27 protein-coding genes and 1 tRNA gene are annotated in these 21390 nt (G+C 59.2%); 17 read left to right on the top strand and 11 right to left on the bottom strand.

The features are described 5' to 3' along the window. Positions 1–2: 2 nt before the first annotated feature. The 5 genes from C7964_RS05225 to C7964_RS05205 all read left to right on the top strand — a co-directional run bounded on the left by C7964_RS05225 (position 3) and on the right by C7964_RS05205 (position 3232). Positions 3–974 (top strand): beta-ketoacyl-ACP synthase III, encoded by a 972-nt coding sequence (locus C7964_RS05225; RefSeq protein WP_110278645.1) that lies wholly within the window; start codon positions 3–5, stop codon positions 972–974. Between the two features lie 100 nt (positions 975–1074). Further along, on the top strand, positions 1075–1377 hold the full coding sequence (gene ihfA, locus C7964_RS05220) for an integration host factor subunit alpha (protein ID WP_110278644.1): 303 nt from the start codon (positions 1075–1077) through the stop codon (positions 1375–1377). 3 nt (positions 1378–1380) lie between these two features. Further along, positions 1381–1956, top strand: coding sequence for a MerR family transcriptional regulator (locus C7964_RS05215; RefSeq protein ID WP_110278643.1), 576 nt, complete (start codon positions 1381–1383; stop codon positions 1954–1956). A gap of 54 nt (positions 1957–2010) precedes the next feature. Beyond that, positions 2011–2087: transfer RNA gene (locus tag C7964_RS05210), tRNA-Pro, on the top strand. A 62-nt stretch (positions 2088–2149) separates the two neighbouring features. Further along, positions 2150–3232 carry a 2'-deoxycytidine 5'-triphosphate deaminase gene (locus tag C7964_RS05205; protein WP_110278642.1) on the top strand — a complete coding sequence of 361 codons (1083 nt, stop codon included), beginning with the start codon at positions 2150–2152 and terminating at the stop codon, positions 3230–3232. Positions 3233–3265: 33 nt separating this feature from the next. On the opposite strand, the gene C7964_RS05200 is transcribed toward C7964_RS05205, so the two are convergent. From C7964_RS05200 to C7964_RS05170, 7 genes are all read right to left on the bottom strand, one after another. After that, complete coding sequence (locus C7964_RS05200; protein WP_110278641.1) at positions 3266–3466, bottom strand: hypothetical protein; 201 nt, start codon at positions 3464–3466, stop codon at positions 3266–3268. Positions 3467–3508: 42 nt separating this feature from the next. Further along, a complete protein-coding gene (scpB, locus tag C7964_RS05195) occupies positions 3509–4159 on the bottom strand; it encodes an SMC-Scp complex subunit ScpB (RefSeq protein ID WP_110278640.1) in 651 nt (216 codons plus the stop codon). Beyond that, the gene (locus tag C7964_RS05190) at positions 4152–4946 is read right to left on the bottom strand and encodes a segregation and condensation protein A (protein ID WP_110278639.1); all 795 of its coding nucleotides are present in this window, start codon (positions 4944–4946) and stop codon (positions 4152–4154) included. The genes scpB and C7964_RS05190 overlap by 8 nt, the downstream gene beginning before the upstream one ends. Positions 4947–4952: 6 nt before the next feature. After that, complete coding sequence (locus C7964_RS05185) at positions 4953–5936, bottom strand: glycoside hydrolase family 3 N-terminal domain-containing protein (RefSeq protein ID WP_110279416.1); 984 nt, start codon at positions 5934–5936, stop codon at positions 4953–4955. A 6-nt stretch (positions 5937–5942) separates the two neighbouring features. Beyond that, entirely contained in the window at positions 5943–6872 is a 930-nt protein-coding gene (locus C7964_RS05180; RefSeq protein ID WP_110278638.1) for an SPOR domain-containing protein, read from the bottom strand. A 75-nt stretch (positions 6873–6947) separates the two neighbouring features. Continuing rightward, a complete protein-coding gene (gene argS / locus C7964_RS05175; protein ID WP_110278637.1) occupies positions 6948–8687 on the bottom strand; it encodes an arginine--tRNA ligase in 1740 nt (579 codons plus the stop codon). 108 nt (positions 8688–8795) lie between these two features. Next, positions 8796–9968: a deoxyguanosinetriphosphate triphosphohydrolase gene (locus C7964_RS05170; RefSeq protein WP_110278636.1), complete on the bottom strand. Its 1173-nt coding sequence runs from the start codon at positions 9966–9968 to the stop codon at positions 8796–8798. Between the two features lie 74 nt (positions 9969–10042). Between C7964_RS05170 and C7964_RS05165 the strand changes: the two genes are divergently transcribed. Further along, positions 10043–10369: a HesB/IscA family protein gene (locus C7964_RS05165; RefSeq protein WP_076658583.1), complete on the top strand. Its 327-nt coding sequence runs from the start codon at positions 10043–10045 to the stop codon at positions 10367–10369. A gap of 17 nt (positions 10370–10386) precedes the next feature. On the opposite strand, the gene C7964_RS05160 is transcribed toward C7964_RS05165, so the two are convergent. Then, complete coding sequence (locus C7964_RS05160; RefSeq protein WP_110278635.1) at positions 10387–10779, bottom strand: hypothetical protein; 393 nt, start codon at positions 10777–10779, stop codon at positions 10387–10389. An 88-nt stretch (positions 10780–10867) separates the two neighbouring features. On the opposite strand from C7964_RS05160, the gene C7964_RS05155 reads away from it, so the two are divergent. The 3 genes from C7964_RS05155 (at position 10868) to C7964_RS05145 (ending at position 12649) form a co-directional block, all read left to right on the top strand. Beyond that, a complete protein-coding gene (locus C7964_RS05155) occupies positions 10868–11398 on the top strand; it encodes a TetR/AcrR family transcriptional regulator (protein WP_110278634.1) in 531 nt (176 codons plus the stop codon). Between the two features lie 75 nt (positions 11399–11473). Further along, positions 11474–12274: an exodeoxyribonuclease III gene (gene xth / locus C7964_RS05150; RefSeq protein WP_110278633.1), complete on the top strand. Its 801-nt coding sequence runs from the start codon at positions 11474–11476 to the stop codon at positions 12272–12274. A 54-nt stretch (positions 12275–12328) separates the two neighbouring features. Then, positions 12329–12649, top strand: coding sequence for a hypothetical protein (locus tag C7964_RS05145; RefSeq protein WP_110278632.1), 321 nt, complete (start codon positions 12329–12331; stop codon positions 12647–12649). A gap of 382 nt (positions 12650–13031) precedes the next feature. Here C7964_RS05145 and C7964_RS05140 read toward each other — a convergent pair whose 3' ends face one another. Continuing rightward, positions 13032–14180: an FAD-dependent monooxygenase gene (locus tag C7964_RS05140; protein ID WP_110278631.1), complete on the bottom strand. Its 1149-nt coding sequence runs from the start codon at positions 14178–14180 to the stop codon at positions 13032–13034. A 1-nt stretch (position 14181) separates the two neighbouring features. After that, positions 14182–14604: an RNA polymerase-binding protein DksA gene (gene dksA / locus C7964_RS05135; RefSeq protein ID WP_110279415.1), complete on the bottom strand. Its 423-nt coding sequence runs from the start codon at positions 14602–14604 to the stop codon at positions 14182–14184. Positions 14605–14780: 176 nt separating this feature from the next. Here dksA and C7964_RS05130 point away from each other — a divergent pair, with 176 nt between their 5' ends. Next, positions 14781–15620 (top strand): AAA family ATPase, encoded by an 840-nt coding sequence (locus C7964_RS05130; protein ID WP_110279414.1) that lies wholly within the window; start codon positions 14781–14783, stop codon positions 15618–15620. A 4-nt stretch (positions 15621–15624) separates the two neighbouring features. Here the strand turns inward: C7964_RS05130 and C7964_RS05125 are convergent, their stop codons facing one another. Further along, positions 15625–16200, bottom strand: coding sequence for a hypothetical protein (locus tag C7964_RS05125; protein WP_110278630.1), 576 nt, complete (start codon positions 16198–16200; stop codon positions 15625–15627). A gap of 195 nt (positions 16201–16395) precedes the next feature. Here C7964_RS05125 and C7964_RS05120 point away from each other — a divergent pair, with 195 nt between their 5' ends. From C7964_RS05120 to C7964_RS05095, 7 genes are read left to right on the top strand one after another with little or no spacing between them, the layout of a single operon-like run. Beyond that, entirely contained in the window at positions 16396–16854 is a 459-nt protein-coding gene (locus tag C7964_RS05120; RefSeq protein ID WP_110278629.1) for a GNAT family N-acetyltransferase, read from the top strand. After that, a complete protein-coding gene (locus C7964_RS05115; protein ID WP_110278628.1) occupies positions 16851–18197 on the top strand; it encodes a DUF2927 domain-containing protein in 1347 nt (448 codons plus the stop codon). The genes C7964_RS05120 and C7964_RS05115 overlap by 4 nt, the downstream gene beginning before the upstream one ends. A gap of 15 nt (positions 18198–18212) precedes the next feature. Then, the gene (locus tag C7964_RS19885) at positions 18213–18380 is read left to right on the top strand and encodes a hypothetical protein (RefSeq protein ID WP_181417111.1); all 168 of its coding nucleotides are present in this window, start codon (positions 18213–18215) and stop codon (positions 18378–18380) included. Between the two features lie 3 nt (positions 18381–18383). Continuing rightward, on the top strand, positions 18384–19571 hold the full coding sequence (locus C7964_RS05110; protein WP_110278627.1) for a vWA domain-containing protein: 1188 nt from the start codon (positions 18384–18386) through the stop codon (positions 19569–19571). A 12-nt stretch (positions 19572–19583) separates the two neighbouring features. Beyond that, entirely contained in the window at positions 19584–19943 is a 360-nt protein-coding gene (locus tag C7964_RS05105; RefSeq protein WP_110278626.1) for a hypothetical protein, read from the top strand. Further along, positions 19936–20586, top strand: a complete 651-nt coding sequence (locus C7964_RS05100; protein ID WP_110278625.1) for a DedA family protein — start codon at positions 19936–19938, stop codon at positions 20584–20586. Before C7964_RS05105 ends, C7964_RS05100 begins: the two co-directional genes overlap by 8 nt. 30 nt (positions 20587–20616) lie before the next feature. Then, positions 20617–21303, top strand: a complete 687-nt coding sequence (locus C7964_RS05095) for a M48 family metallopeptidase (RefSeq protein ID WP_110278624.1) — start codon at positions 20617–20619, stop codon at positions 21301–21303. Positions 21304–21390: the final 87 nt, after the last annotated feature.

Genomic DNA, 21390 nt, shown 5'->3' with positions numbered 1-21390 from the left:
ACATGGTGCGTCGCGCAGTGGTCAAAGGGGTTGGTCATTACCTTCCCGAACGTGTGGTTCTGAACGCTGAATTCGAAGCAACACTCGATACCTCGGACGAATGGATCAAGACCCGTTCCGGCATCGAACGTCGCCATTTCGCCGCCGAAGGTGAAACCACATCCGACCTTGCTATCAAAGCCGCGAAAGCCGCACTCGCGATGGCCGGTATGGACGGCAATGATATCGACGCCATCGTTCTGGCCACGTCAACCGCCGATCTGACATTTCCCTCGGCCGCCACAATGGTGCAAAACGCCATTGGCAACACAAAGGGCTATGCCTTTGATGTCCAAGCAGTTTGTGCCGGATTTGTTTATGCACTGTCCAACGCCAATGCGCTGATTGTCTCGGGTCAGGCAGACCGTGTCCTTGTGATCGGGGCCGAAACCTTCAGCAGGATCATGGACTGGACCGACCGCGCGACCTGTGTGCTTTTCGGGGATGGTGCGGGTGCGCTGATCCTTGAGGCAGAGGAAGGAACCGGTGAAACCTCCGATCGCGGGATCCTGTCGGTCGATCTGAATTCTGACGGGCGTTACAAGGACCTGCTCTATGTCGACGGTGGCGTCTCAACCCAGAACTCGGGTATGGTGCGCATGAAAGGCAGTGAGCTTTTCAGACATGCGGTCGAGAAGCTCGCGAAAACTGCCGACACCGCACTGGAAAAGGTCGGCCTTGGCGCGGATGATATCGACTGGGTCGTACCGCATCAGGCCAATATCCGCATTATCCAGTCCACAGCCAAGAAGCTGGGAATCGGGATGGACCGGGTGATCGTGACCGTGCAGGACCACGGCAATACTTCGGCTGCATCGATTCCCCTCGCGCTTTCGGTTGGGGTACAGAACGGGCAAATTAAACAGGGTGATCTGCTTGTGACCGAGGCAATCGGAGGCGGATTGACCTGGGGTGCGGTCGTCATCCGCTGGTAAGGGCCGGAAACACGCTGTTCACTGTGCTTGCCAAGCCGTTGTTATTGACTCTGAAATTACGCTGCGCCTATGCTCTGTGAAACTGTGAGGGGTTCCGACTATGGCTGACAAGACTTTGACGCGGATGGATTTGGCAGATGCAGTGCACAGTCAGGTCGGACTTTCCCGGAACGACAGCGCCGATCTGGTTGAAAGCGTCCTGACACATGTTTCCGACAGCCTCGTTAACGGTGAAACGGTCAAGATTTCCTCATTCGGGACATTCTCGGTCCGCGATAAGGCGGCCCGCGTTGGTCGCAATCCGAAAACGGGCGAAGAGGTGCCGATCCACCCCCGCCGTGTTCTGACATTCCGCCCTTCGCATCTGATGAAAGATCGCGTCGCAGACGGGAACAAGCGCTAGGTCATGGCCAAAGCCAAAGACGCTTTCCGCACGATCAGTGAAGTCGCTGAGTGGCTGGACACGCCCACCCATGTGCTGCGTTTCTGGGAAAGCAAGTTCAGCCAGATAAAACCTGTCAAAGGGGCCGGTGGCCGGCGGTATTACCGCCCTGCGGATATGGAACTGCTCGGCGGGATCAAACAGCTTCTCCACGTTGATGGCCTGACGATCAAAGGCACACAAAAGCTGCTACGCGAAAAAGGCGTCAAATATGTTGCCAGCCTCGGGCCGTCGATGACGGCACAGGCCGAACCTGTCCATGAACGGGCGCAAATCGACGCCGCGCCAACGCCGGAACCAGCAGCAGCACCAACACCGGCAGAGCCCACACCAGCGCCAGCGCAAGAGGCCCTGCCCTTCGCACCAACGGCACCTGCCTTTGCCATCGACCTGCCACTACCCCCAACGGCGCTGCCTGCTGCAAAGCCGCGGTTGATCGGGCGCGCACCTGCCGATTCACATGCCTTGCGGGCCCGTGCCGCACAGATCACCCCGCTGCTCTTGCGGCTGGAAGAGATTCGTGCGCGGATGCATGGCTGAGAGATGTTTTTCGGGCTTGCCCTTGGACGAGTTTGGGGTATGAACGCCCACAGTCGGGCTATAGCGCAGCCTGGTAGCGCGTCCGTCTGGGGGACGGAAGGTCGCAGGTTCGAGTCCTGCTAGCCCGACCAATCATAACCGCCCGCCTGTGTGCAAGCACGGCGGGCGTTTTGGTATCAAGAGGGAAGACGATATGACAAACGCTGGTGTCCTCGCCGACCATCAAATCCGCGATATGATCGCATCCGGTGGCATCACGGCCGACACCCCGATTGAGCCCGGCCAGATTCAGCCCGCCTCGCTTGATCTGCGTCTGGGCAGCACAGCTTACCGTGTGCGCGCATCCTTTCTGGCAGGGCGCCAGCGCACAGTCAAAGACCGTCTGGCCGATTTTCAAATGCATGAGGTGGATCTGACCGGCGGTGCCGTACTTGAGAAAGGTTGCGTCTACGTCGTCCCGCTGATGGAGCGCCTGCGCCTGCCCAAAGGCATGACCGCTGCGGCCAGTGCAAAATCCTCGATCGGGCGGCTGGATCTTCTGACCCGCATCATTACCGATCACGGTGTCGAATTCGACCGTGTACCCGAAGGCTATGACGGCCCGCTTTATGTGGAAATCTGCCCACGGTCCTTTTCGGTCGTGGCCCAGCCCGGGCAGATGCTGAACCAGATCATCTTCCGGCAGGGCAAAACCCTGATGTCAGACGCTGATCTGCGCGCCCTTCACGCGCAAACACCCATCGTTTCGGGCGATCCTGTCATCTCGGATGGCTTGGGCTTTTCGGTCGACCTGCGGCCCGAGAGCGGCACCTTGGTCGGCTACCGCGCCAAACCGCATACCGGTGTCGTGGATCTGGCGAAACTGAACCACTACGACCCGACCGAATTCTGGGAAGAGGTCCATACCAAGGACGGCTGGATCATCCTTGATCCGGGTGCCTTCTATATTCTGGTCAGCCGCGAGGCGATTGTGATCCCGCCGATGCAGGCCGCCGAAATGGCCCCCTATCTGGCAATGGTCGGCGAGTTCCGCGTGCATTACGCAGGCTTCTTCGACCCCGGTTTCGGTTATGCCGAGGCGGGCGGCGCAGGATCACGCGGTGTGCTGGAAGTGCGCTGTCACGAAGCGCCCTTTGTACTGGAACACGGGCAGGTCGTGGGCCGGCTGGTTTATGAGAACATGTCTGCCCTGCCAGCCGCGCTTTATGGGCGCGACATCAAATCGAACTATCAGGGACAGGGCCTGAAACTCTCCAAGCACTTTCAATCAAAGTAATACGCAGTCCCGGACCTGATCCGGGACCTCGTGCTAACGCATAAACCGCCGCGCGGCATTGAGCCCGCGTTGCGCCTTTTGCGCGGTCTGCTGTGCGTTCTTGGCCTGCGCGCGTTCTTCTGGCGTCATATCCTCGGGCCGTTTGCCTTTGTTCGCCATCAGCGCCACGCCCTTGCTCATGCCTTTGCGCATCAAAATCCGCATGCCCATATTGATCAACTGGTTCACATTCATCTGCGACTCCCTATCTGCTCTACGCCATGTAAGGCTTGCGGATTAATCTTCAAATAATTCGGACTGGTTGTCGTCGTCATCGGCGTCTTCTGTCTCGCCCAAGATCTGCGCACCCGGTGGCGGACGGTTTTCCAGAAGGCCCGCAGAGCGCAGTTCTTTCAAACCTGGCAGGTCACGGGCGTTTTCCAGACCGAAGTGATCCAGAAACCCTTGAGTGACAACAAACGTCACAGGCCGCCCCGGTGTCATCTTTCGGCGGCCAAAGCGGATCCATTCCAGTTCGATCAACTGGTCAATCGTGCCACGGCTGACGCTGACACCACGGATTTCTTCAATCTCGGCGCGCGTCACAGGCTGATGATAGGCCACAATCGCCAAGGTTTCGATCGCGGCACGACTGAGTTTGCGCGTCTCGACCGTTTCTTTCTGCATCAGAAAGCCCAGATCACCCGCCGTGCGGATGGCCCAGGCATCACCCACCTTTACCACATTCACCCCGCGACCCTCATAGCGTTTGCGCAGATGCGCAATCGCTTCGGCGGGGTCACAGCCATGCGGCATCCGGCCCGTCAGTTCCGTGATCGTCACCGGATCAGCGGTCGCAAACAAGATCGCCTCGACCATGCGCTCCTGTTCGCCCATGGGCGGCGCTTCAAAGAGGCTTTCGTTGCGGGGGGTCTCTGTCTTAGCCATCACGCGGGTCTTTCTTGCGGATTTCGATCGGGGCAAACATCTCGCCCTGCCGGATTTCTATTTTGCCTTCCTTGGCCAATTCGAGCGAGGCCGCGAAAGTTGCCGCCGTCGTCGACCGGCGGCGTTGGGGGTCGGCGTCCCAGCCATCAGGCAGATAGCTGACGATATCGGTCCAGTTGCCCGCAAAGCCGATCAGCGACCGCATCCGCTCCAGCGCCTGTTCCATCGTCATCACATGCTGACGGTCCATCACAAAGGGGCGGAAATCATCGCGGGTGCGGATCCGGGCGTACCCCTGCATCAGGTCCAGAAGTGTGGCGGTATAGGTCACGCGGCGCACGCGCTGCACGTCTTCGGTGATCCCGCGGGCAAAGAAATCGCGGCCCAGCTGGTCGCGCGCCATCAGTTGGGCGGCGGCATTACGCATCGCCTCAAGCCGTTCAAGCTGGAACGCAAGATGTGCCGCCAGTTCCTCTCCGGACGGCCCCTCCTCGGAGGGGTCAGGCGGCAACAAGAGCCGCGATTTGAGGAAGGCAAGCCAGGCCGCCATCACCAGATAATCCGCGGCAAGTTCCAGACGCAGGCGTTTGGCCTGTTCCACAAAGGCCAGATATTGTTGGGCCAAAGCCAGAATGGAAATCTGGCGCAGGTCCACCTTCTGTGTGCGTGACAGCGTCAGCAACAGATCGAGCGGGCCCTCGAATGCGCCCACATCAACGATCAAGGCCTCAGCGGCGACACGCTCGCTGACACTGATCGTGTCTTCCTGGAAATCTTCGCCCTGCATCTGCCCTCAGCCTAAGTGACGGCCAAGTTCCGCTTCCAGCGCCCCGATGTCAATATTTTCAGGTGTTTTTCGCAATACCAAAGCACGATTTGCGCGGGTTATGGCCGCGTCCGTCATGACGCCCGACGCCTGTGCCACAGCAGCCATTTCATCCGCCTTGCCGTTGCAATGCAGGATAATATCACAGCCCGCCGCGATACTCGCCGCTGCACGCTGCGCGACCGTTCCCGAGAGCGCCTCCATCGACAGATCATCGGTCATCAAAAGACCATCGAAACCGATGTCCTTGCGGATCACTTCCATCATTCTAGCGGATGTTGTGGCGGGGTTGGCGGCGTCAATATCCGAGAACACGATATGCGCCGTCATCCCCATCGGCAGATCGGACAGCGCCGCAAATGGCGCGAAATCCCATGCGTCCAATTCTGGCCGCGGCGCATCCACACGCGGCAGGTCCTTGTGGCTATCCACCGCCGCCCGCCCATATCCGGGGATATGTTTCAGCACCGGCAGCACACCACCGGCCAGATGCGCGTCCGCACAGACGCGGCAGGCATCAACGACTGTCTGTACATCATACCCGTAGAGGCGGTTCTTCAGGACCGGATGCGTTGCCTCTTCGGCGATATCCGCCAAGGGGGCGCAATTGGCATCAATCCCCACATCATGCAGTTCCGCCGCGATCAACCGGTTACGGACCCAATGGGCGCGGAAGGGATCTTTGGCGCGTGACATCTGGTCCAAGGCCGGCAGATATTCGCGCCAATGCGGGCTGCGCATCCGCTGGACGCGCCCGCCCTCTTGGTCAATCAGGATCATCGCATCGCGTTGCACGGCCTCGCGCAGACTATGCGTCAGGCGGCGCAGCTGGTCAGGGTTGTCGATATTGCGCGCAAAAAGGATAAAGCCAAGCGGCTGGACTTCGCGGAAAAACCCGCGTTCCCAATCCGTGATCTCCAGCCCCTCGGGGCCGAAAATCGTTGCATTCATCGTCACTTAATTGACCACCACGGCAATACATTCCGCGCCTTCAGCCTGCAAGGCAGCACACAGGCGGCGGGCTTCGGCGCGGTCTTCAAACCCGCTGGCCCGCAGGCGGTACCACGTGGCACTGCTTTGATTGCTGACCTGAATGACGCGCTCACGCCCGCCCATCAACTGGCCAAAGCGTGATTGCAGTCGGTCCCATTCGGCTGCGGCAAGGCTGGGGTTGGGGAAGGCGCCAAGCTGCACAAGATTGGTACCGGCAGGAAAGGTTGCGGTCGTGACGGCCACTTCGCTACTGGCAGGCACAGGTGTTGCCGCAGCCACCGGTGCCGGAATACGCATATTTGCAGGCCGGATCACAGGACGCACCGAGATTGCGACACCGGGCACGCTTGCCGGGATCACATTTGGGTCTTGTGCCTCTTCTGCAGGGACCATCGGCGGTTCGGTGCTCAGGGCTGCCAATTGCGCGGCAAGCGCTGTGGCGTCATCCAGCGGGGCAACAGCGGCAACGGTCTCATCCGCGACAATTTCGGCTTCAAAAGCTGTGGGGACGTCTTCAACCGCCGCCGACACGGTAGAAAGAACCTCCGGTGTTGGTCGCACGTCAAGGTCTTCGGGTGACAATCCCGCCGTGCGCGGGGCCAGGACCAAACGATCCTCGGGACCGCCCGCTTCGCCCATCGCGGCGACTTCATTCACCGAAAGCCCCGTATGCGCGGCAACGCCACCACCGGGGTTGTCGGGCAGAACCCGCATATCGCCTTCCATGGCGCGCACCACGGGGATCCCGCTGACATCACGCACAATCAGCTTGTATCCCCAAAAGCTTACGCCAAGGATCAGCGCCAGCGAAAACGCCGCACCTGCGAAGTTGACTAGATTGGTTGAGCGCGGCTCACGTGCCGCCCGGGCGAACCCGTCATCGTATACTGCCATCTCTGCCTCACTGCGCCCCAGACCTTGTGGTTTTTTCGGGGTCAATATTTTCAGCTCGATCCGGCAGTCTGTGCGTTAACGCATCTCTTCCGCCGGAGTGACGCCAAGAATACCCAAACCGTGCAAAATAACAATCGCTACGGCCCGAATGAGGGCAATTTTCGCTTGTGTGGTATCTGAGTCACCCTCTTGGACAAAGCGCAGGCTCTCGTCCGCGTTCCCTTGGTGGTAAAGCGCGTGGAAATCCGACGCCAGATCATAGAGGTAAAAGGCGATCCGGTGCGGCTCATGCCCGCGCGCGGCGATTTCTACCAGACGCGGCCACTCGGCCAGTTTCTTGATCAGAGTGAGCTCCGCCTCATGGGTCAGACCGGAGAGATCGACCCCTGCCAATGCGGCATCTGAGACATCCGTGAACGCCCCCGCCTTGGCCACGGCGGAATTCACCCGCGCATAGGCATAGTTGACGTAGAACACCGGATTGTCCTTGGACTGCTCCAGCACCTTGTCGAAATCGAAATCCAGCGGCGCGTCATTCTTTCGCGTCAGCATATGGAACCGTGTCACATTGGGGCCGACTTGATCGACCACATCGCGCAGGGTCACAAAGGTCCCTGCCCGCTTGGACATTTTGAAGGGTTCGCCGTTTTTATACAGCTTCACAAGCTGCGTCAGCTTCACATCAAGTGGCACCCGCCCGTCAGACAGCGCCGAGACAGCCGCCTTCATCCGCTTGACGTAGCCGCCATGGTCGGCACCAAAGACGTCGATCAACTGATCAAAGCCGCGCTGCACCTTGTCATAATGGTACGCGATATCCGGCGCGAAATAGGTCCATGACCCGTCGGATTTCTGCACAGGCCGGTCCACATCGTCGCCATGGGCAGTGGATTTAAAGAGCGTCTGTTCGCGCGGCTCCCAATCCTCGGGCATTTTGCCTTTGGGGGGTTCCAGCACGCCGCGATAGATCAGGCCCTTGGCGTCGAGTTCGGCAATCGCCTTTTCGATCAGCCCCGTGCCATAGAGCGATTTTTCCGAAAAGAAGCTGTCCATGACCACACCAAGCTGGGCCAGATCCTCGCGGATCAGGTCCATCATGGCTTCGGTGGCGAATTCACGGATTTCTTCCAGCCAAACATCCTCGGGCTGCCCGACAAAGGCGTCGCCGACTTTTTCTTTCAGCGCCTGGCCGACTGGGATCAGATAGTCGCCCGGATAGGTGCCATCCTCGAACGCCACCTCCTGGCCATGCGCCTCAAGATAGCGCAGATAGACAGACCGCGCGAGCACATCGACCTGCGCGCCGCCATCGTTGATGTAATATTCTTTGGTGACATCATAGCCCGCATAATCGAGCAGACGCGCCAGCGCGTCACCAAAGACAGCCCCCCGCGTGTGGCCGACGTGCAAAGGCCCGGTGGGGTTGGCGGACACATATTCCACCATCATTTTCTGGCCTTGGCCCAGCGTGGATTGCCCGTAGGACGGATCGCTCAGCACGGTCTTGATCACACCTTGCCACACGTCAGGCACAAGCCGCATATTCAGGAACCCAGGCCCCGCCACTTCCGCCACCGCGATTTGCGGATCGTCCAGCAGCTTTGCCGCCAGCGCATCCGCGATCACCCGCGGGTTCATTTTGGCAGGTTTTGCCAAGACCATCGCCGCATTCGTTGCCATATCACCATGGGCCGCATCGCGCGGCGGCTCGACCGAGACAACAGCGGTCGAGAGGCCATCGGGCAGCGTGCCTTCTGCGACCAATTGGTCCAGACAGGCCAGCACACGGGTGCGAATATCAGCAAAAAGGTTCATGGGTCATCCAACAGCTTTGTTTGACTGGGGTTTACCACCCCGATAGCGCAGGGCAAGCAGACTTTTGTCAAAAGTCTGCCTCCAAAACCTTCAAAGGATTTGGCCCCTCTAATTCCCGTCAATCACCCCGGGTGGAATATCCTCGCCACCGATCAGCCGCTTATGTTCCTGAATGGCAAAGCGGTCTGTCATCCCGGCAATGTAATCCGCGACAATCCGTGCCAGTGCGGTCCTGTCAGGCGCATCCGCCACGTCCTTGCGCCATTGTTTGGGCAACTCGTCGGTGTTCTCCATGAAAAACGGGAACAGATCGTTGATCATCTGCGTCACCACCACCCGCATCTCCACCACCGCAGGGGCGCGGTACATCCGCGTGAACAAAAAGGCGCGGATCACCTTCAGGTCTTGCCAAAGCGCCGGTGAAAACTGGACCATCATCCGTCCTGCGTGGCGAATATCATGTACTGTCGCCGGGGCCAGTTCCGTCAGATTGTGGCGGCTGACGGCGATCACATCCTCGACCAGCACACCAAAGAACCGCCGCAGCGCCTCATGCCGGCGGCGATAGTAATTCAGGTCTGGGTATTTCGCATCCACCCGCGCAAAACAGTCGCGCAGGATCGGCAGTTCGGCAAGTTCATCGGTGCTGAAGAGTTCTGCCCGCAACCCGTCATGCAGATCGTGGTTATTATAGGCGATATCATCGGCCAAAGCTGCCGCCTGTGCCTCGGCACTGGCGTGCGTATGCAACTCCAGATCGTGCCGCGCGTTATAGGCGGCCAGCGCATAAGGCACCTGCCCCACCACCGGCCCGTTGTGTTTGGCAATCCCTTCCAGCGTTTCCCACGTCAGGTTCAGCCCGTCCCATTCCGCATAATGCCGTTCGAGGGAGGTCACGATGTGCAACGCCTGCGCGTTGTGATCAAAGCCGCCATAGGGCTGCATCAAGGCATCAAGTGCTTCTTCACCGGTATGCCCGAACGGCGTGTGGCCCAGATCATGAGCCAATGCGACCGCCTCGGTCAGCTCCACGTTCAGATCAAGGGCAGCCGCCACGGTGCGCGCCACCTGCGCCACCTCGATCGAATGGGTCAGACGGGTGCGGAAATAATCGCCCTCGTGCTCAATAAAGACCTGGGTTTTATGCTTGAGCCGCCGAAAGGCGCTGGAATGGATGATCCGGTCACGGTCCCGTTGAAACGGCGAACGGAACGCACTTTCTTCCTCAGGATAAAGCCGCCCGCGCGCATTGGCGGGGTCTGTCGCATAGGGCGCTGCCATGTGAATTGCCTGTCTTGTCGCTTTTGCCTGTCATCCCTATATTACAGGTACACCCAAACCGATAGGCCCCCGTGATGTTCACCGTCCCTCCCAAAGTTACCACCCGTGCATTTGAACGCCTCGCCGAAATCGGCGCGAGCGCGCAAGGCAAGGCCCTGCGTGTCGCGGTTGAAGGGGGCGGTTGTTCCGGCTTTCAGTACGAGATCGACCTTGATGAGGCGAAAGAGGATGATCTGGTTCTGTCTGACAAGGGCGAAACAGTCGTCATCGATTCCGTATCGCTGCCATTTCTGGCGGATGCAGTGATTGATTTCACCGAAGAGCTGATCGGTGCGCGGTTCGTGATCAACAATCCGAACGCGACCTCGTCTTGCGGCTGCGGGACTTCGTTTTCGATGTAGATCGCATCACTGGGGCGCTAATGCGCGCTCTTCTGCTCCAGCCACAATACTCTTGCCAGCATAGGCAACAATGCGATGCAGGCTGTCGCGAACACCGCAACGGACCACGGGAGCAGCGGCATACCAACTGCCTTTGCCCGAGGTGCAATCAGGTAAAAGCCAATCGTCACCGCGATGATCAGATCGAACCAGACTTGATTGCCTGCGAAATCAGTTGTGTGGTTTACCCAGAACTGGATCAATCCGTCCTGCGCCAAGGTCACGAGTGTAAAGATAAAAAATACTGCGCCGGTGGCTGCAGGGATCAGCCATTGCGATCCGGCAGTGGTTGACCGCCCAACGGCAATCATCAGGATTGCGCCGATACATCCTGCGTAGCCAAGGATGGGCAATACTTGAAACATGGTCATTGAAGTGTTCTTTCTAAGCAAGTGAATATCAGACAGCGTAGCAGTCGCTACATAATAGTCTTATGTAGCGACTGCTTCAAGGAAAAACATGGCCCGAACCAAGCCAAATAAAGACGCGCTTCTATCCGACCTCGCTGATCATGTACTGGCGCATGGCCTTAACACGGCCAGCCTGCGTCCGCTGGCAGCAGCAGCAGGCACATCTGACAGGATGCTCATCTACCACTTTGGCAGTAAGGATCAGTTGATCGCGGCGTTACTTGAATATCTCGCCGCTCGGATGGCGGCAGGGCTGGATGGGGCAATGCCCCCTGCCCGGCATGCTACGGAAGAAGAGTTGTTGCGCAAAGTCTTGCAGCTCATGCGATCAGATGCCTTTCAACCTTACAACCGTGTCTGGCTTGATATCATCGCCGCGGCGGCCCAAGGCGGGGCCGCCCATCGTGAGGCCGCGCATCAGATCATTCGGGTTTTTCTGGATTGGATCGCCAAGCGTCACCCTGCTGGCGCGCAAGGCGCGCCGCATGCATTGACGTTAATCGAAGGAATGCTGGTGATGGATGCGGCTGGACATGCATCGATTGCCAATGCTGCAGCAGGTCTGAGCGACGACGAATAGATTACGGACAAGGCAAGCTTGCCTTTTGCCCCCGCCTCCACCAAAACCAGATTTACAAAGTGACGGGGTGCCTCCATGAAAATCGCGACATTCAACATCAATGGCGTCAAAGCGCGGATTGAGGCGCTGACCAACTGGATTGATGACACCCAGCCCGATGTGGCGGTCCTGCAAGAGATCAAATCCGTGGATGAGAATTTCCCCCGCGAGATTTTTGAGGACAAAGGCTATAACGTCGAAACCCATGGCCAAAAGGGCTTTAACGGGGTCGCACTCCTGTCGAAATTCCCGCTTGAGGACGTCACCCGCGGTCTGCACAGTGCGCAAGGTAACGGGCGCGACGGCGCGGATGACGAAGAGGCCCGCTATATCGAGGCCACCGTCGTTGGCGTGAAAGCGGTGCGGATTTGCGGGCTTTACCTGCCCAACGGCAACCCCGCACCGGGGCCGAAATATGACTATAAACTGCGCTGGATGGAACGGCTTCAGGCCCGTGCCAAAGAGCTGTTGGAACATGAAGAAGTGGCGCTACTCTGCGGGGATTACAACATTATTCCGCAGGCAGAGGATGCCGCCCGCCCGGATGCGTGGCGCGATGACGCGCTCTTTCGTCTTGAAAGCCGCGAGGCGTTCCGCCGCATTCTGAACCTTGGCTACACCGAAGCTTTCCGCGCGCGCGAGGCGGGTGCGGGCCACTATTCCTTCTGGGATTATCAGGCGGGTGCATGGGACAAAAACGACGGCATCCGCATCGACCATTTCCTGCTGACACCGCAATGCGCGGACCTTTTGAACAACTGCTGGATCGAAAGCGAAGTGCGCGGTCGCGAAAAGCCCTCGGACCACGTGCCGGTCTGGGTAGACCTTGCCGCCTAGCCCGTTAATCGGTTAGGATCGCTTTTTCAGGTCGCATTTCAGGAGCACAGACACATGCTTCGCAAGTTAATCAGTATCGCAGTTGTCGCTGTCACATTGCCGACAATCGGTCAGGCAAAGTGCCGCATCGCCGTCGCAGGCACCGCTTGCGTCGCCATCCCCCAGCCCTTGACGCCACAGCCCGGCCCTGTCGAGATTGGTGAGATACTCGAACGCGGACAGTATTCCATGATCATGAATGCCCGCTACTATGGCCTGCCAACCGTCAGCGACGGCTGGGTCTATTTCCGGATCGAGGACGAGATCTACCGCGTCGATTGGCGCAGCCATGAAGTGCTGGAGCGCGTCACGGATCAGGCCAGCAGAAATTGGTGATCAGTGCGGTTGGGCTTCAGGCCGTTGAAACGCCTAACGGCCGCTAAGCGTCTGATACGAGTAAATCCCGCGACACCGCCCTCAGGTCACTGTTTTCTGTCGTGCGGTGTTTGCACACAAAGGACAATGTCGTGCGCCGGATCGAGATTGCCAGAAACATATCTGCGCCGGAGACGGAACCCGACGCAGGCTGCACCGGGCGGGTTTGGGCATACTTATGAAAATCAATAGGCAACATGAAACCTGTCTACACATGCAATTTGCCGAAAGCTGGGCAGAAACCGGAAACAATCAAGGTATTCAGGGGCATTGTTGCCGCAATCGCGACATAACCTGAAAAAGCGTTCCTGCTTTATCCTGCCCGAAGGAATCCTGAACGCGGTTAGGCGGTCACATCGTAATCATAAAGCCAGCCAAGCCGGTTGAGAAACACCGCTGGCGCGACTTTCCCCAAGGTCCGCAGCCCAGCATGGGCCACCATGCGTTGCATACCGCGCAGGTGATAATTGCGCGCATTCCTGTTTGCTGCCTCAATCGCCCGCACGACACGCGCGCGGCGTTTGTCCTGATAGCGGCGCAAGCCCGCCTCAATCGTTGCCTCTTCGTTGCAGCAGCGCGCCAAGGTGTAGGCATCCTCGATCGCGAGGTTCGCCCCCTGCGCAAGAAACGGCAACGTCGGATGTGCCGCATCCCCCAAAATCGCCACTGTGCCCAGATGCCATTTTGCCGCCACGGGGTGCCGGAACAGCCCCCAAAGCCGCACCTCTTCGACCGCCGACAAGATGCTCTTGGCCTCCCAGCCGCAGTCCGCAAAGGCCATTCGCAGGTTGCCGGGATCATCGCTGTGATGCCAGCCTTCCTTGGCCCATTGGCTGCGTTCCTGCACCGCAACAATGTTCAGCCGACCGCCTGGCAAAGGATAGGTCACCATGTGCCGCCCCGGGGCCATCCAGATACGGGCCACAGGGTCCGTCTTGTCGGACTTGATCATGGCGCGCCATGCCACCTGCCCTGTAAAGAACGGCTGTGCAGGCCGGTTGATCAGACCGCGCACGACCGAATGCAGCCCGTCGGCACCGACAGTCAGCGCAGGCCGGTGTGTCTCGCCATCCAAACTGAAACTGCCATCGGCGCTGATCTGCGTGATCTTTACACCCAGCCTGACCGTGACGCCCGCCGCATCACACCCGCGCGCCAGAATATCGATCAGGGCGGCACGGTGATAAAAAACATAAGGGGGTGTCTGCGCGGAGAGATCAAAGCGCGCAATCTCGCGCCCTGTCATCGCATCCATCGGCACCACGGCCTGTGCCTGCACACCGGAGGCGGCAAGCGCGCGGTCGATCCCAAGCGCGTTCAAGGCACGCGCACCGTTGGGGGTAATCTGCAGACCGGCGCCAACCTCGGTCAGCGCGGTTGCCTGTTCATAGACCGTGACGTTCGCGCCACTGCGCGCAAAGGCCAATGCGGCCGTCAACCCACCAATGCCGCCGCCGACTACAGCGATGTCGCGGCTTTGGTTGTGGGTCATCCTAGTCGTCCCGATGCACCTTTTCGCGGCGCTCGTGACGCTCTTGCGCCTCAAGGCTCATGGTGGCGATAGGGCGTGCATCCAGACGCTTGAGCGAAATAGGCTCGCCGGTGATTTCGCAGTAGCCGTATTCGCCCTGTTCGATCCGGCGCAATGCCGCGTCGATCTTGGTGACCAGCTTGCGCTGGCGGTCACGTGTGCGCAGTTCAAGTGAACGGTCGGTTTCTTCAGAAGCGCGATCAGCCACATCAGGAATATTGCGTGTCTGGTCTTTCATGCCGGCGACAGTGTCGCGGCTGTCTTCGAGGAGCTCGGCCTTCCATGCGATCAGTTTGCGACGGAAATATTCGGTCTGCCGCTCGTTCATGAATGGTTCGTCATCTGCGGGGCGATAGTCGTCTCCAAGAAACACTTCTGCCTTCATATTCATACCCTCTTGCTTTGATGCGCGCTGACGCGTTGCGCTCACCCCAACCCCAATTTTGTCGGGGTTTACTTGGTTCCCGACGCGCTGTCACCCCCCATTTTGACAGGCCTCGCAGGGTGTTGATGATCCCGAACGACCTGCTAGGTTGTTTTTGCAAATCAAAGGGCAAGCAGATGCAATTCACCGGAACCGAAACCTATATCGCCACAGATGATCTGACGATGGCGGTGAATGCAGCCGTCACGCTGGAACGCCCGCTATTGGTCAAGGGCGAGCCCGGCACCGGCAAGACCGAGCTTGCGCGGCAGGTCAGCGCGGCCCTTGGCCTGCCCATGATTGAATGGCACATCAAATCAACCACCAAGGCGCAACAGGGGCTTTATGAATACGATGCCGTCAGCCGTTTGCGCGACAGCCAGCTGGGTGATGCGCGGGTGCATGACGTGGCCAACTACATCAAAAAGGGCAAGCTCTGGCAGGCCTTCGGCGCGGAAGGTAAGGTCGTGTTGCTGATCGACGAGATCGACAAGGCCGACATCGAATTCCCCAACGACCTCTTGCAGGAACTGGACCGGATGGAGTTCCACGTCTACGAGACCGGTGAGACCGTGAAGGCCATCCACCGCCCTGTCGTGATCATCACATCCAACAACGAAAAAGAATTGCCCGACGCCTTTCTGCGCCGCTGCTTTTTCCACTACATCCGCTTTCCCGACATCGACACGATGCGCAGAATCGTCGAGGTGCACCATCCGGGCATCAAGGAACAGTTACTGACGACCGCACTCACCCAATTCTACGAGTTGCGCGAAACGGCGGGCCTGAAGAAAAAGCCGTCCACCTCCGAAGTGCTGGATTGGCTCAAACTGCTGCTGGCCGAGGATCTGAGTGCCGAGGACCTTAAACGTGACGGGGCGAATGCGCTGCCCAAACTCCATGGCGCCCTGCTCAAGAACGAGCAGGACGTGCATTTGTTTGAACGGCTGGCCTTTATGGCACGCGGACAGCGCTAGCGCGCTATTTCGTCCAGCCGTGGACGTGGACATCCTTGCCTGAATGGCCTTTGAGGATCTTTGTCGCGAGCGCCTCTTTGTCCTTGTTTTCGGTGCGTACCCACAACAGGATGCCGCCGTTCTCGATTTGGTGGGCGTAGTAATCCTTGTGATGCTGCCCGACGCGCCGCGCCAGCAACGTACCCAGAATCGCGCCGGGGGTGCCACCGATCGCCACCGCCGCGATTGAGGCCGCAAGCGTGCTGAGCGGTGTCAGCATCGCGGTCATGGCGATGGCCGATCCCAGAAAGAAGAACCCGCCTGCGATTGCGCCCTCCAACTCTCCGATGGCTTCCTCTGACACAAAGGCCGCACGGGGCGCATGAGGGTCGTCTTCAAGGTCCTTCGCGCGCCAAAAGGCCGAACCCAGCTTGTCCTCCAATGCAGCCTCATCCCCCAGAAGGCTGATATCACGGCGCGAAAAGCCCGACATGCGCAGGTCATAGATTGCGGCCTGCAAGTCTGCAAAGCTGTCAAAGACGCCGACCGCTTCGGGTATTTCGATTACGATGGTCTTTTCCTTGGCCTTTTCTGTGGTCATCTTCTTTCCTCTTGTATCAATCCCTCCCTTCCCTAACGCCAATGCCGTATCGCAAATTGCGTTTCATCAATCCGGAAGGCGCAAAACGGCCATTCCCGAGACAAAACGAGCGCAGCCCCGCCCCCCACAGGGAATTGACTGGCCCTGCGCCTAAACACCTCTATTGTCAGTCAAAGACAAAAACGAGAACACCCCATGGCAACATCCCCCATCGTCACAATCCGTCCACTTGCGGCCAAAGATGAAGCCCGTTGGCGTGTCCTGTGGTCGGGTTATCTCGATTTCTACAAATCCAGCGTCCCCGAGGCGGTCTATGCCAGTACTTTTGCGCGCCTTCTGGGGGATGACGCGCAAGATTTTCATGGCATGGTCGCCGAACAGGACGGCACCATCGTGGGGCTGGTGCATTATCTTTTTCATCGCCATTGCTGGCGGATCGAGAACGTCTGCTATCTGCAAGACCTTTATGCCGATCCGGCGGTGCGCGGCACTGGGATCGGGCGCAAGTTGATCGAAGCGGTCTATCAGGCAGCCGATGAGGCGGGCGCACCGGCGGTTTACTGGCTGACGCAAGAAGATAACGCGGTGGGCCGCCAGCTTTATGATCGCGTGGGCCAGAAAACCGACTTTATAAAATACGCCAGACCCGCATGAAGTATCTTGCCGCCCTTGCCCTCGCCTTTGTTGCGGGCTGCGCCCAGATGCCTGCGGGGCCGGATCCCGTGCGCCTGACATTCCCCGAAATGGCGCGTTTTGCAGGTGAAAGCCCCGGGCCGTCCACACGTCCGAACGCGGAGATTGCGCTGGATTTTGCGGATCTGGCGTTCCGGATGGAAAGCGGACGGCCTTTGCCTGTCCTGACCCGCTTTGAAGGGCCGATCACTGTGCGGGTCGTCGGACAGCTGCGCCCCGAAAACCGGCAGGACCTTGAGGCGCTGTTGCGCCGTCTGCGCAACGAGGCCCGTATTGATATCCGGCTGACCAATGACACCGACGCCAATATCGTGATCGAGAGCCTGCCCAACCGTACCCTCCAGCGCGTTGCCCCCAATGCCGCGTGCTTTGTGGTTCCACGGGTGCAAAGCTGGACGGAACTGCGCGCGGCCCGCGATACGCCTCTGCTCGACTGGGCAACGCTGGAGCGGCGCGACAAGGCGGCCATCTTCCTGCCATCGGATGTGACCGCGCAGGAAGTGCGCGATTGCCTGCATGAGGAACTCGCGCAGGCGCTTGGCCCGCTGAATGATCTTTACCGGTTGCCTGATTCTGTCTTCAATGATGACAACATGCACGCCGTGCTGACCGGTTTCGATATGCTGATCCTGCGGGCCTATTATGCCCCCGAATTGCGCAGCGGTATGTCCGAACGGCAGGTGGCCGAACGCCTGCCCGCAATCCTTGCGCGGATCAACCCGAGCGGGCAACGCCCGGGCGGGCAGATCCCTTCCGAAACATCACGCGCCTGGATCAACGAAATCACAACCGCACTCGGCAACAGCGCCTCTGAACCGCGGCGCAGGCAGGCCGCGGCGCGCGCTGTCGCGATCGGGCAATCACTGGGATGGACCGGCCCGCGCGAAGGCTTTGCCAACTATGCCTATGGCCGCTTGCAGATCGGCAATGACGCGACCCTCTCTTTGGGCGCCTTCAACGCCGCCGGCCGCGCCTATGCGCAAACGCCCGCCACCAATATCCACGCAGCCCATATCGCGCTGCAACTGGCCGCATTTACGCTGATCTCGCGCGATGCCGACGCCACCATCGCACTGACGACACCTGCCATTGAGGTCGCCCGCCGCCATGAAAACGCGGCTCTGATGGCGCTGTTGATGATGTTCAAAGCCGAAGCGCTTGATCTCAAAGGCCAGACCGAGGCAGGCATGGCCCTGCGTCTGGACAGTCTGGGGTGGGCGCTTTATGGCTTGGGCGACAGGGATGAGGTCATCATGCGGCTCAATGAAATTGCGTCTCTGGCCCCGCCTCCGCCCCCAACCTAACAAAGGCCCTTTTCGATGATATTCCCGCTCTCAGGTATGGTTTTCGGTGCAGTTCTCGGCGCATTGCGCGCGAAATCGAAAGGCGGACAACGCAAGGATATGCTGCAATGGGGCGCGGTGTTTGCGATCATCTTCGGCCTTGTCGGTCTCTTTGTTCTGATCTTCCTGCAACGCAGCCTGTGATACATGTTTCTGCCCTTCTTTGACAATCTGCGAAAGGAAGGGGTGCCGGTCTCGCTGCGCGAGTTTCTGTCCTTTCTGGAGGGCATGAAAGCGGGGCTGGCCACCTATGATGTCGAGGGTTTCTACTTTCTGGCCCGCGCCACCATGGTCAAGGACGAGCGCCACCTCGATAAATTCGACCGCGCCTTTGCGACCAGCTTCGAAGGACTGGACGCAATCCCTGACGAGGCCGTCCTGAACGCCGTTGATATCCCTGCCGACTGGCTGGAAAAGCTGGCTGAGAAGCACCTGAGCGACGCAGAGAAAGCCGAAATCGAGGCCATGGGCGGTTTCGACAAGCTCATGGAAACGCTCAAAAAGCGGCTCGAAGAACAAAAAGGCCGCCATCAGGGCGGGTCCAAATGGGTCGGCACTGCTGGCACCTCGCCTTTTGGCGCATACGGCTATAATCCCGAAGGCGTGCGGATCGGCCAGAACGAAAGCCGCCACCAGCGCGCGGTCAAAGTCTGGGACAAGCGCGAATTCAGGAACCTCGATGACACGGTCGAACTGGGCACACGAAACATCAAGGTTGCTCTGAAACGCCTGCGCCGATGGGCACGTGACGGCGCACATGAGGAACTGGACCTCAACGGCACCATCCGCGCCACAGCCGAACACGGCTATCTGGATGTGCAGACGCGGCCCGAAAGGCGCAATGCGGTCAAGGTTCTGCTGTTTCTCGATATCGGGGGGTCGATGGACCCGCATATCAAAGTGGTCGAGGAACTCTTCAGCGCCGCCAAATCCGAATTCAAGCATTTCGAATATTTCTACTTCCACAACTGCCTCTATGAGGGCGTGTGGAAGGACAACCGCCGCCGCTGGAACGCGCAGACCCCCACATGGGACGTGCTGCGCACCTACGGGTCTGATTACAAATGCATTTTCGTGGGTGACGCCAGCATGTCGCCCTATGAAATCGCCTTCAAGGGCGGCGCAAACGAACACTGGAACGAAGAGACAGGCCAGACATGGCTGGAACGGGCGCGCGATCAATGGCCCAATCATCTCTGGATCAATCCGCTTGACGAACGCTACTGGCCTTACACACAGTCGATCCAGATGATCCGCGATATCTTTGGCCCCGACCGTATGGTGCCGATGACACTCGCGGGGATCGACGCGGGCATGCGGACCTTGGGACGCTAGGAGACAAAGGCGATGTGGCACCATCTCAAAGATCTTTGGACCCACAATCGCGCAGCTTTTCTAGCCTTTGTGGTGGTTTTTGCGCTGACCGGCGTTTTTGGTGTGCGTGCCGTCACGCAATACATCTACTGGTCCGATCCGGTAAAACAGAACCAGACCTTGGCCGGATGGATGACCCCGCGCTATGTGGCCAAATCGTATAACGTGCCCCCCGAAGTGATCAAAGCGGCGTGGAACCTGAACCCCGACAGCGCATTGCGGCGCGCCTCGCTTGACACGATTGCGCGGGAACTGGGGCTCACGCTGGAAGAGATGCAACAGCGGGTTGCGGCCGCGGCATTGGCCTATCACGCAGGTCAAACCAATGAATGATCTCATCCTCGGGCTCGCGGCGGACTACGGCGTTCCCCTGCTCTTTATTGTGACATTCCTCAGCTGTCTGGCCCTGCCGGTCCCGTCATCACTATTGATGCTGGCCTCTGGCGGTTTTGCGGCAGCGGGTGATCTGTCATTGGCAGCCGTGACCGCAGCCGCCTTTTGCGGGGCGGTTTTGGGCGACAATACGGGGTATTGGGTGGCGCGCCGGTTGGGTAAGCGCATGGATCGCTGGCTTATGGCGAAACCCAAACGGGCGGCACTGCGCAGCAAATCCGCGCAATTCATGGACAAATGGGGCGGGTCTGCTGTGTTTTTCTCGCGCTGGCTGGTGTCCCCGCTGGGTCCGCATATCAACTACGTCAGCGGCCTTGCGCGTTTTCATTGGCCCCGCTTTGCGCTCTGGTCGATGAGCGGCGAGCTTGTCTGGGTCGCACTCTATGTCGGGCTTGGCTATGTCTTTGCGGATAATATGACAGCAATCGCGAGCATCTCGGGCAACCTTTCGGGCTTTCTTGCGGCGGGTGTGGTCGCCACGGGCCTCGGCCTGTGGCTGGTCAAATCCAGCAAGGCGCGGGCACGGCGCCGGGCGGACAACGCGGCGCCAAATGTCGCAGATGAAAACCCCCGTCAGGCTTGAGAAACAGCCGCAAACGCCCATATTAACACCATGATCAAGTTCACACCGATCCTTTTTGCCGTGCTCTACGGGCTTGCGATGTACCGCTTCTCGATGTGGCGGACCAAGCGCGAGCTTGACGCGCGATCCACCGAGCTTGCCGATCCGATCCTCAAGGTGCTGATGGACCGCATGGCCAAGGCCCTCGATATCGACCGGATCAAGGTGCATATCTATGAGATCGAACCCGTGAACGGGCTGGCCGCCCCTGACGGGCGCATTTTCATCACCCGTGGGTTCTACAACAAATACCGCGCAGGCGAGGTCACCTCCGAAGAAATGGCCAGTGTGATTGCCCATGAAATGGGCCACGTGGCCTTGGGCCATTCACGCCGCCGGATGATTGATTTCTCGGGCCAGAACGCGATGCGCACTGCACTTGCGATGATTCTGGGGCGCTTTGTGCCCTTTATCGGCCCATGGATCGCCAGCGCGTTGATGAGCCTGCTGGCCGCCCGCCTGTCGCGCAGTGACGAATTCGAGGCTGATGCCTATGCCTCGGCCCTGCTGGTCACGGCAGGGATCGGCACAGAACCGCAGAAATCACTGTTCAGGAAACTGGAAACGCTGACAGGTGCGCGTGGGGCCGCAACGCCTGCGTGGATGATGAGCCACCCCAAAACGCCGCTGCGCATCGCAGCAATTGAGGCGAATGAAGCCAAGTGGAACGCCGGTTAAACGCGCGGCACCGCTTATCATCTTGCCCGAAATACTCCCGCCGGAGGCACCTGCCCGCGCAATCCACGCAGGCGGTCCCGAAGGGGC

It is taken from the genome of Loktanella sp. PT4BL (assembly GCF_003201935.1).
In the GTDB taxonomy this organism is placed as follows: Bacteria; Pseudomonadota; Alphaproteobacteria; order Rhodobacterales; family Rhodobacteraceae; genus Yoonia.
Note: the sequence above shows the minus strand (reverse complement) of the source record. Positions and strands in the feature narration are given on the sequence as shown.

What these genes read in the sequence shown, in the direction of transcription:
- C7964_RS05225 (WP_110278645.1), top strand. Translation starts at nt 3, where the DNA reads ATGGTGCGTCGCGCAGTGGTCAAAGGGGTTGGTCATTACCTTCCCGAA.
- C7964_RS05125 (WP_110278630.1), bottom strand. Translation starts at nt 16,200, where the DNA reads ATGACCACAGAAAAGGCCAAGGAAAAGACCATCGTAATCGAAATACCC.
- C7964_RS05170 (WP_110278636.1), bottom strand. Translation starts at nt 9,968, where the DNA reads ATGGCAGCGCCCTATGCGACAGACCCCGCCAATGCGCGCGGGCGGCTT.
- C7964_RS05165 (WP_076658583.1), top strand. Translation starts at nt 10,043, where the DNA reads ATGTTCACCGTCCCTCCCAAAGTTACCACCCGTGCATTTGAACGCCTC.
- C7964_RS05200 (WP_110278641.1), bottom strand. Translation starts at nt 3,466, where the DNA reads ATGAATGTGAACCAGTTGATCAATATGGGCATGCGGATTTTGATGCGC.
- C7964_RS05105 (WP_110278626.1), top strand. Translation starts at nt 19,584, where the DNA reads ATGTGGCACCATCTCAAAGATCTTTGGACCCACAATCGCGCAGCTTTT.
- C7964_RS05120 (WP_110278629.1), top strand. Translation starts at nt 16,396, where the DNA reads ATGGCAACATCCCCCATCGTCACAATCCGTCCACTTGCGGCCAAAGAT.
- C7964_RS05095 (WP_110278624.1), top strand. Translation starts at nt 20,617, where the DNA reads ATGATCAAGTTCACACCGATCCTTTTTGCCGTGCTCTACGGGCTTGCG.
- C7964_RS05160 (WP_110278635.1), bottom strand. Translation starts at nt 10,779, where the DNA reads ATGACCATGTTTCAAGTATTGCCCATCCTTGGCTACGCAGGATGTATC.
- ihfA (WP_110278644.1), top strand. Translation starts at nt 1,075, where the DNA reads ATGGCTGACAAGACTTTGACGCGGATGGATTTGGCAGATGCAGTGCAC.
- C7964_RS05140 (WP_110278631.1), bottom strand. Translation starts at nt 14,180, where the DNA reads ATGACCCACAACCAAAGCCGCGACATCGCTGTAGTCGGCGGCGGCATT.
- C7964_RS05130 (WP_110279414.1), top strand. Translation starts at nt 14,781, where the DNA reads ATGCAATTCACCGGAACCGAAACCTATATCGCCACAGATGATCTGACG.
- C7964_RS05110 (WP_110278627.1), top strand. Translation starts at nt 18,384, where the DNA reads ATGTTTCTGCCCTTCTTTGACAATCTGCGAAAGGAAGGGGTGCCGGTC.
- C7964_RS05180 (WP_110278638.1), bottom strand. Translation starts at nt 6,872, where the DNA reads ATGGCAGTATACGATGACGGGTTCGCCCGGGCGGCACGTGAGCCGCGC.
- C7964_RS05155 (WP_110278634.1), top strand. Translation starts at nt 10,868, where the DNA reads ATGGCCCGAACCAAGCCAAATAAAGACGCGCTTCTATCCGACCTCGCT.
- C7964_RS05185 (WP_110279416.1), bottom strand. Translation starts at nt 5,936, where the DNA reads ATGAATGCAACGATTTTCGGCCCCGAGGGGCTGGAGATCACGGATTGG.
- scpB (WP_110278640.1), bottom strand. Translation starts at nt 4,159, where the DNA reads ATGGCTAAGACAGAGACCCCCCGCAACGAAAGCCTCTTTGAAGCGCCG.
- C7964_RS05100 (WP_110278625.1), top strand. Translation starts at nt 19,936, where the DNA reads ATGAATGATCTCATCCTCGGGCTCGCGGCGGACTACGGCGTTCCCCTG.
- C7964_RS05190 (WP_110278639.1), bottom strand. Translation starts at nt 4,946, where the DNA reads ATGCAGGGCGAAGATTTCCAGGAAGACACGATCAGTGTCAGCGAGCGT.
- C7964_RS05205 (WP_110278642.1), top strand. Translation starts at nt 2,150, where the DNA reads ATGACAAACGCTGGTGTCCTCGCCGACCATCAAATCCGCGATATGATC.
- argS (WP_110278637.1), bottom strand. Translation starts at nt 8,687, where the DNA reads ATGAACCTTTTTGCTGATATTCGCACCCGTGTGCTGGCCTGTCTGGAC.
- C7964_RS19885 (WP_181417111.1), top strand. Translation starts at nt 18,213, where the DNA reads ATGATATTCCCGCTCTCAGGTATGGTTTTCGGTGCAGTTCTCGGCGCA.
- C7964_RS05115 (WP_110278628.1), top strand. Translation starts at nt 16,851, where the DNA reads ATGAAGTATCTTGCCGCCCTTGCCCTCGCCTTTGTTGCGGGCTGCGCC.
- C7964_RS05215 (WP_110278643.1), top strand. Translation starts at nt 1,381, where the DNA reads ATGGCCAAAGCCAAAGACGCTTTCCGCACGATCAGTGAAGTCGCTGAG.
- C7964_RS05145 (WP_110278632.1), top strand. Translation starts at nt 12,329, where the DNA reads ATGCTTCGCAAGTTAATCAGTATCGCAGTTGTCGCTGTCACATTGCCG.
- dksA (WP_110279415.1), bottom strand. Translation starts at nt 14,604, where the DNA reads ATGAAGGCAGAAGTGTTTCTTGGAGACGACTATCGCCCCGCAGATGAC.
- xth (WP_110278633.1), top strand. Translation starts at nt 11,474, where the DNA reads ATGAAAATCGCGACATTCAACATCAATGGCGTCAAAGCGCGGATTGAG.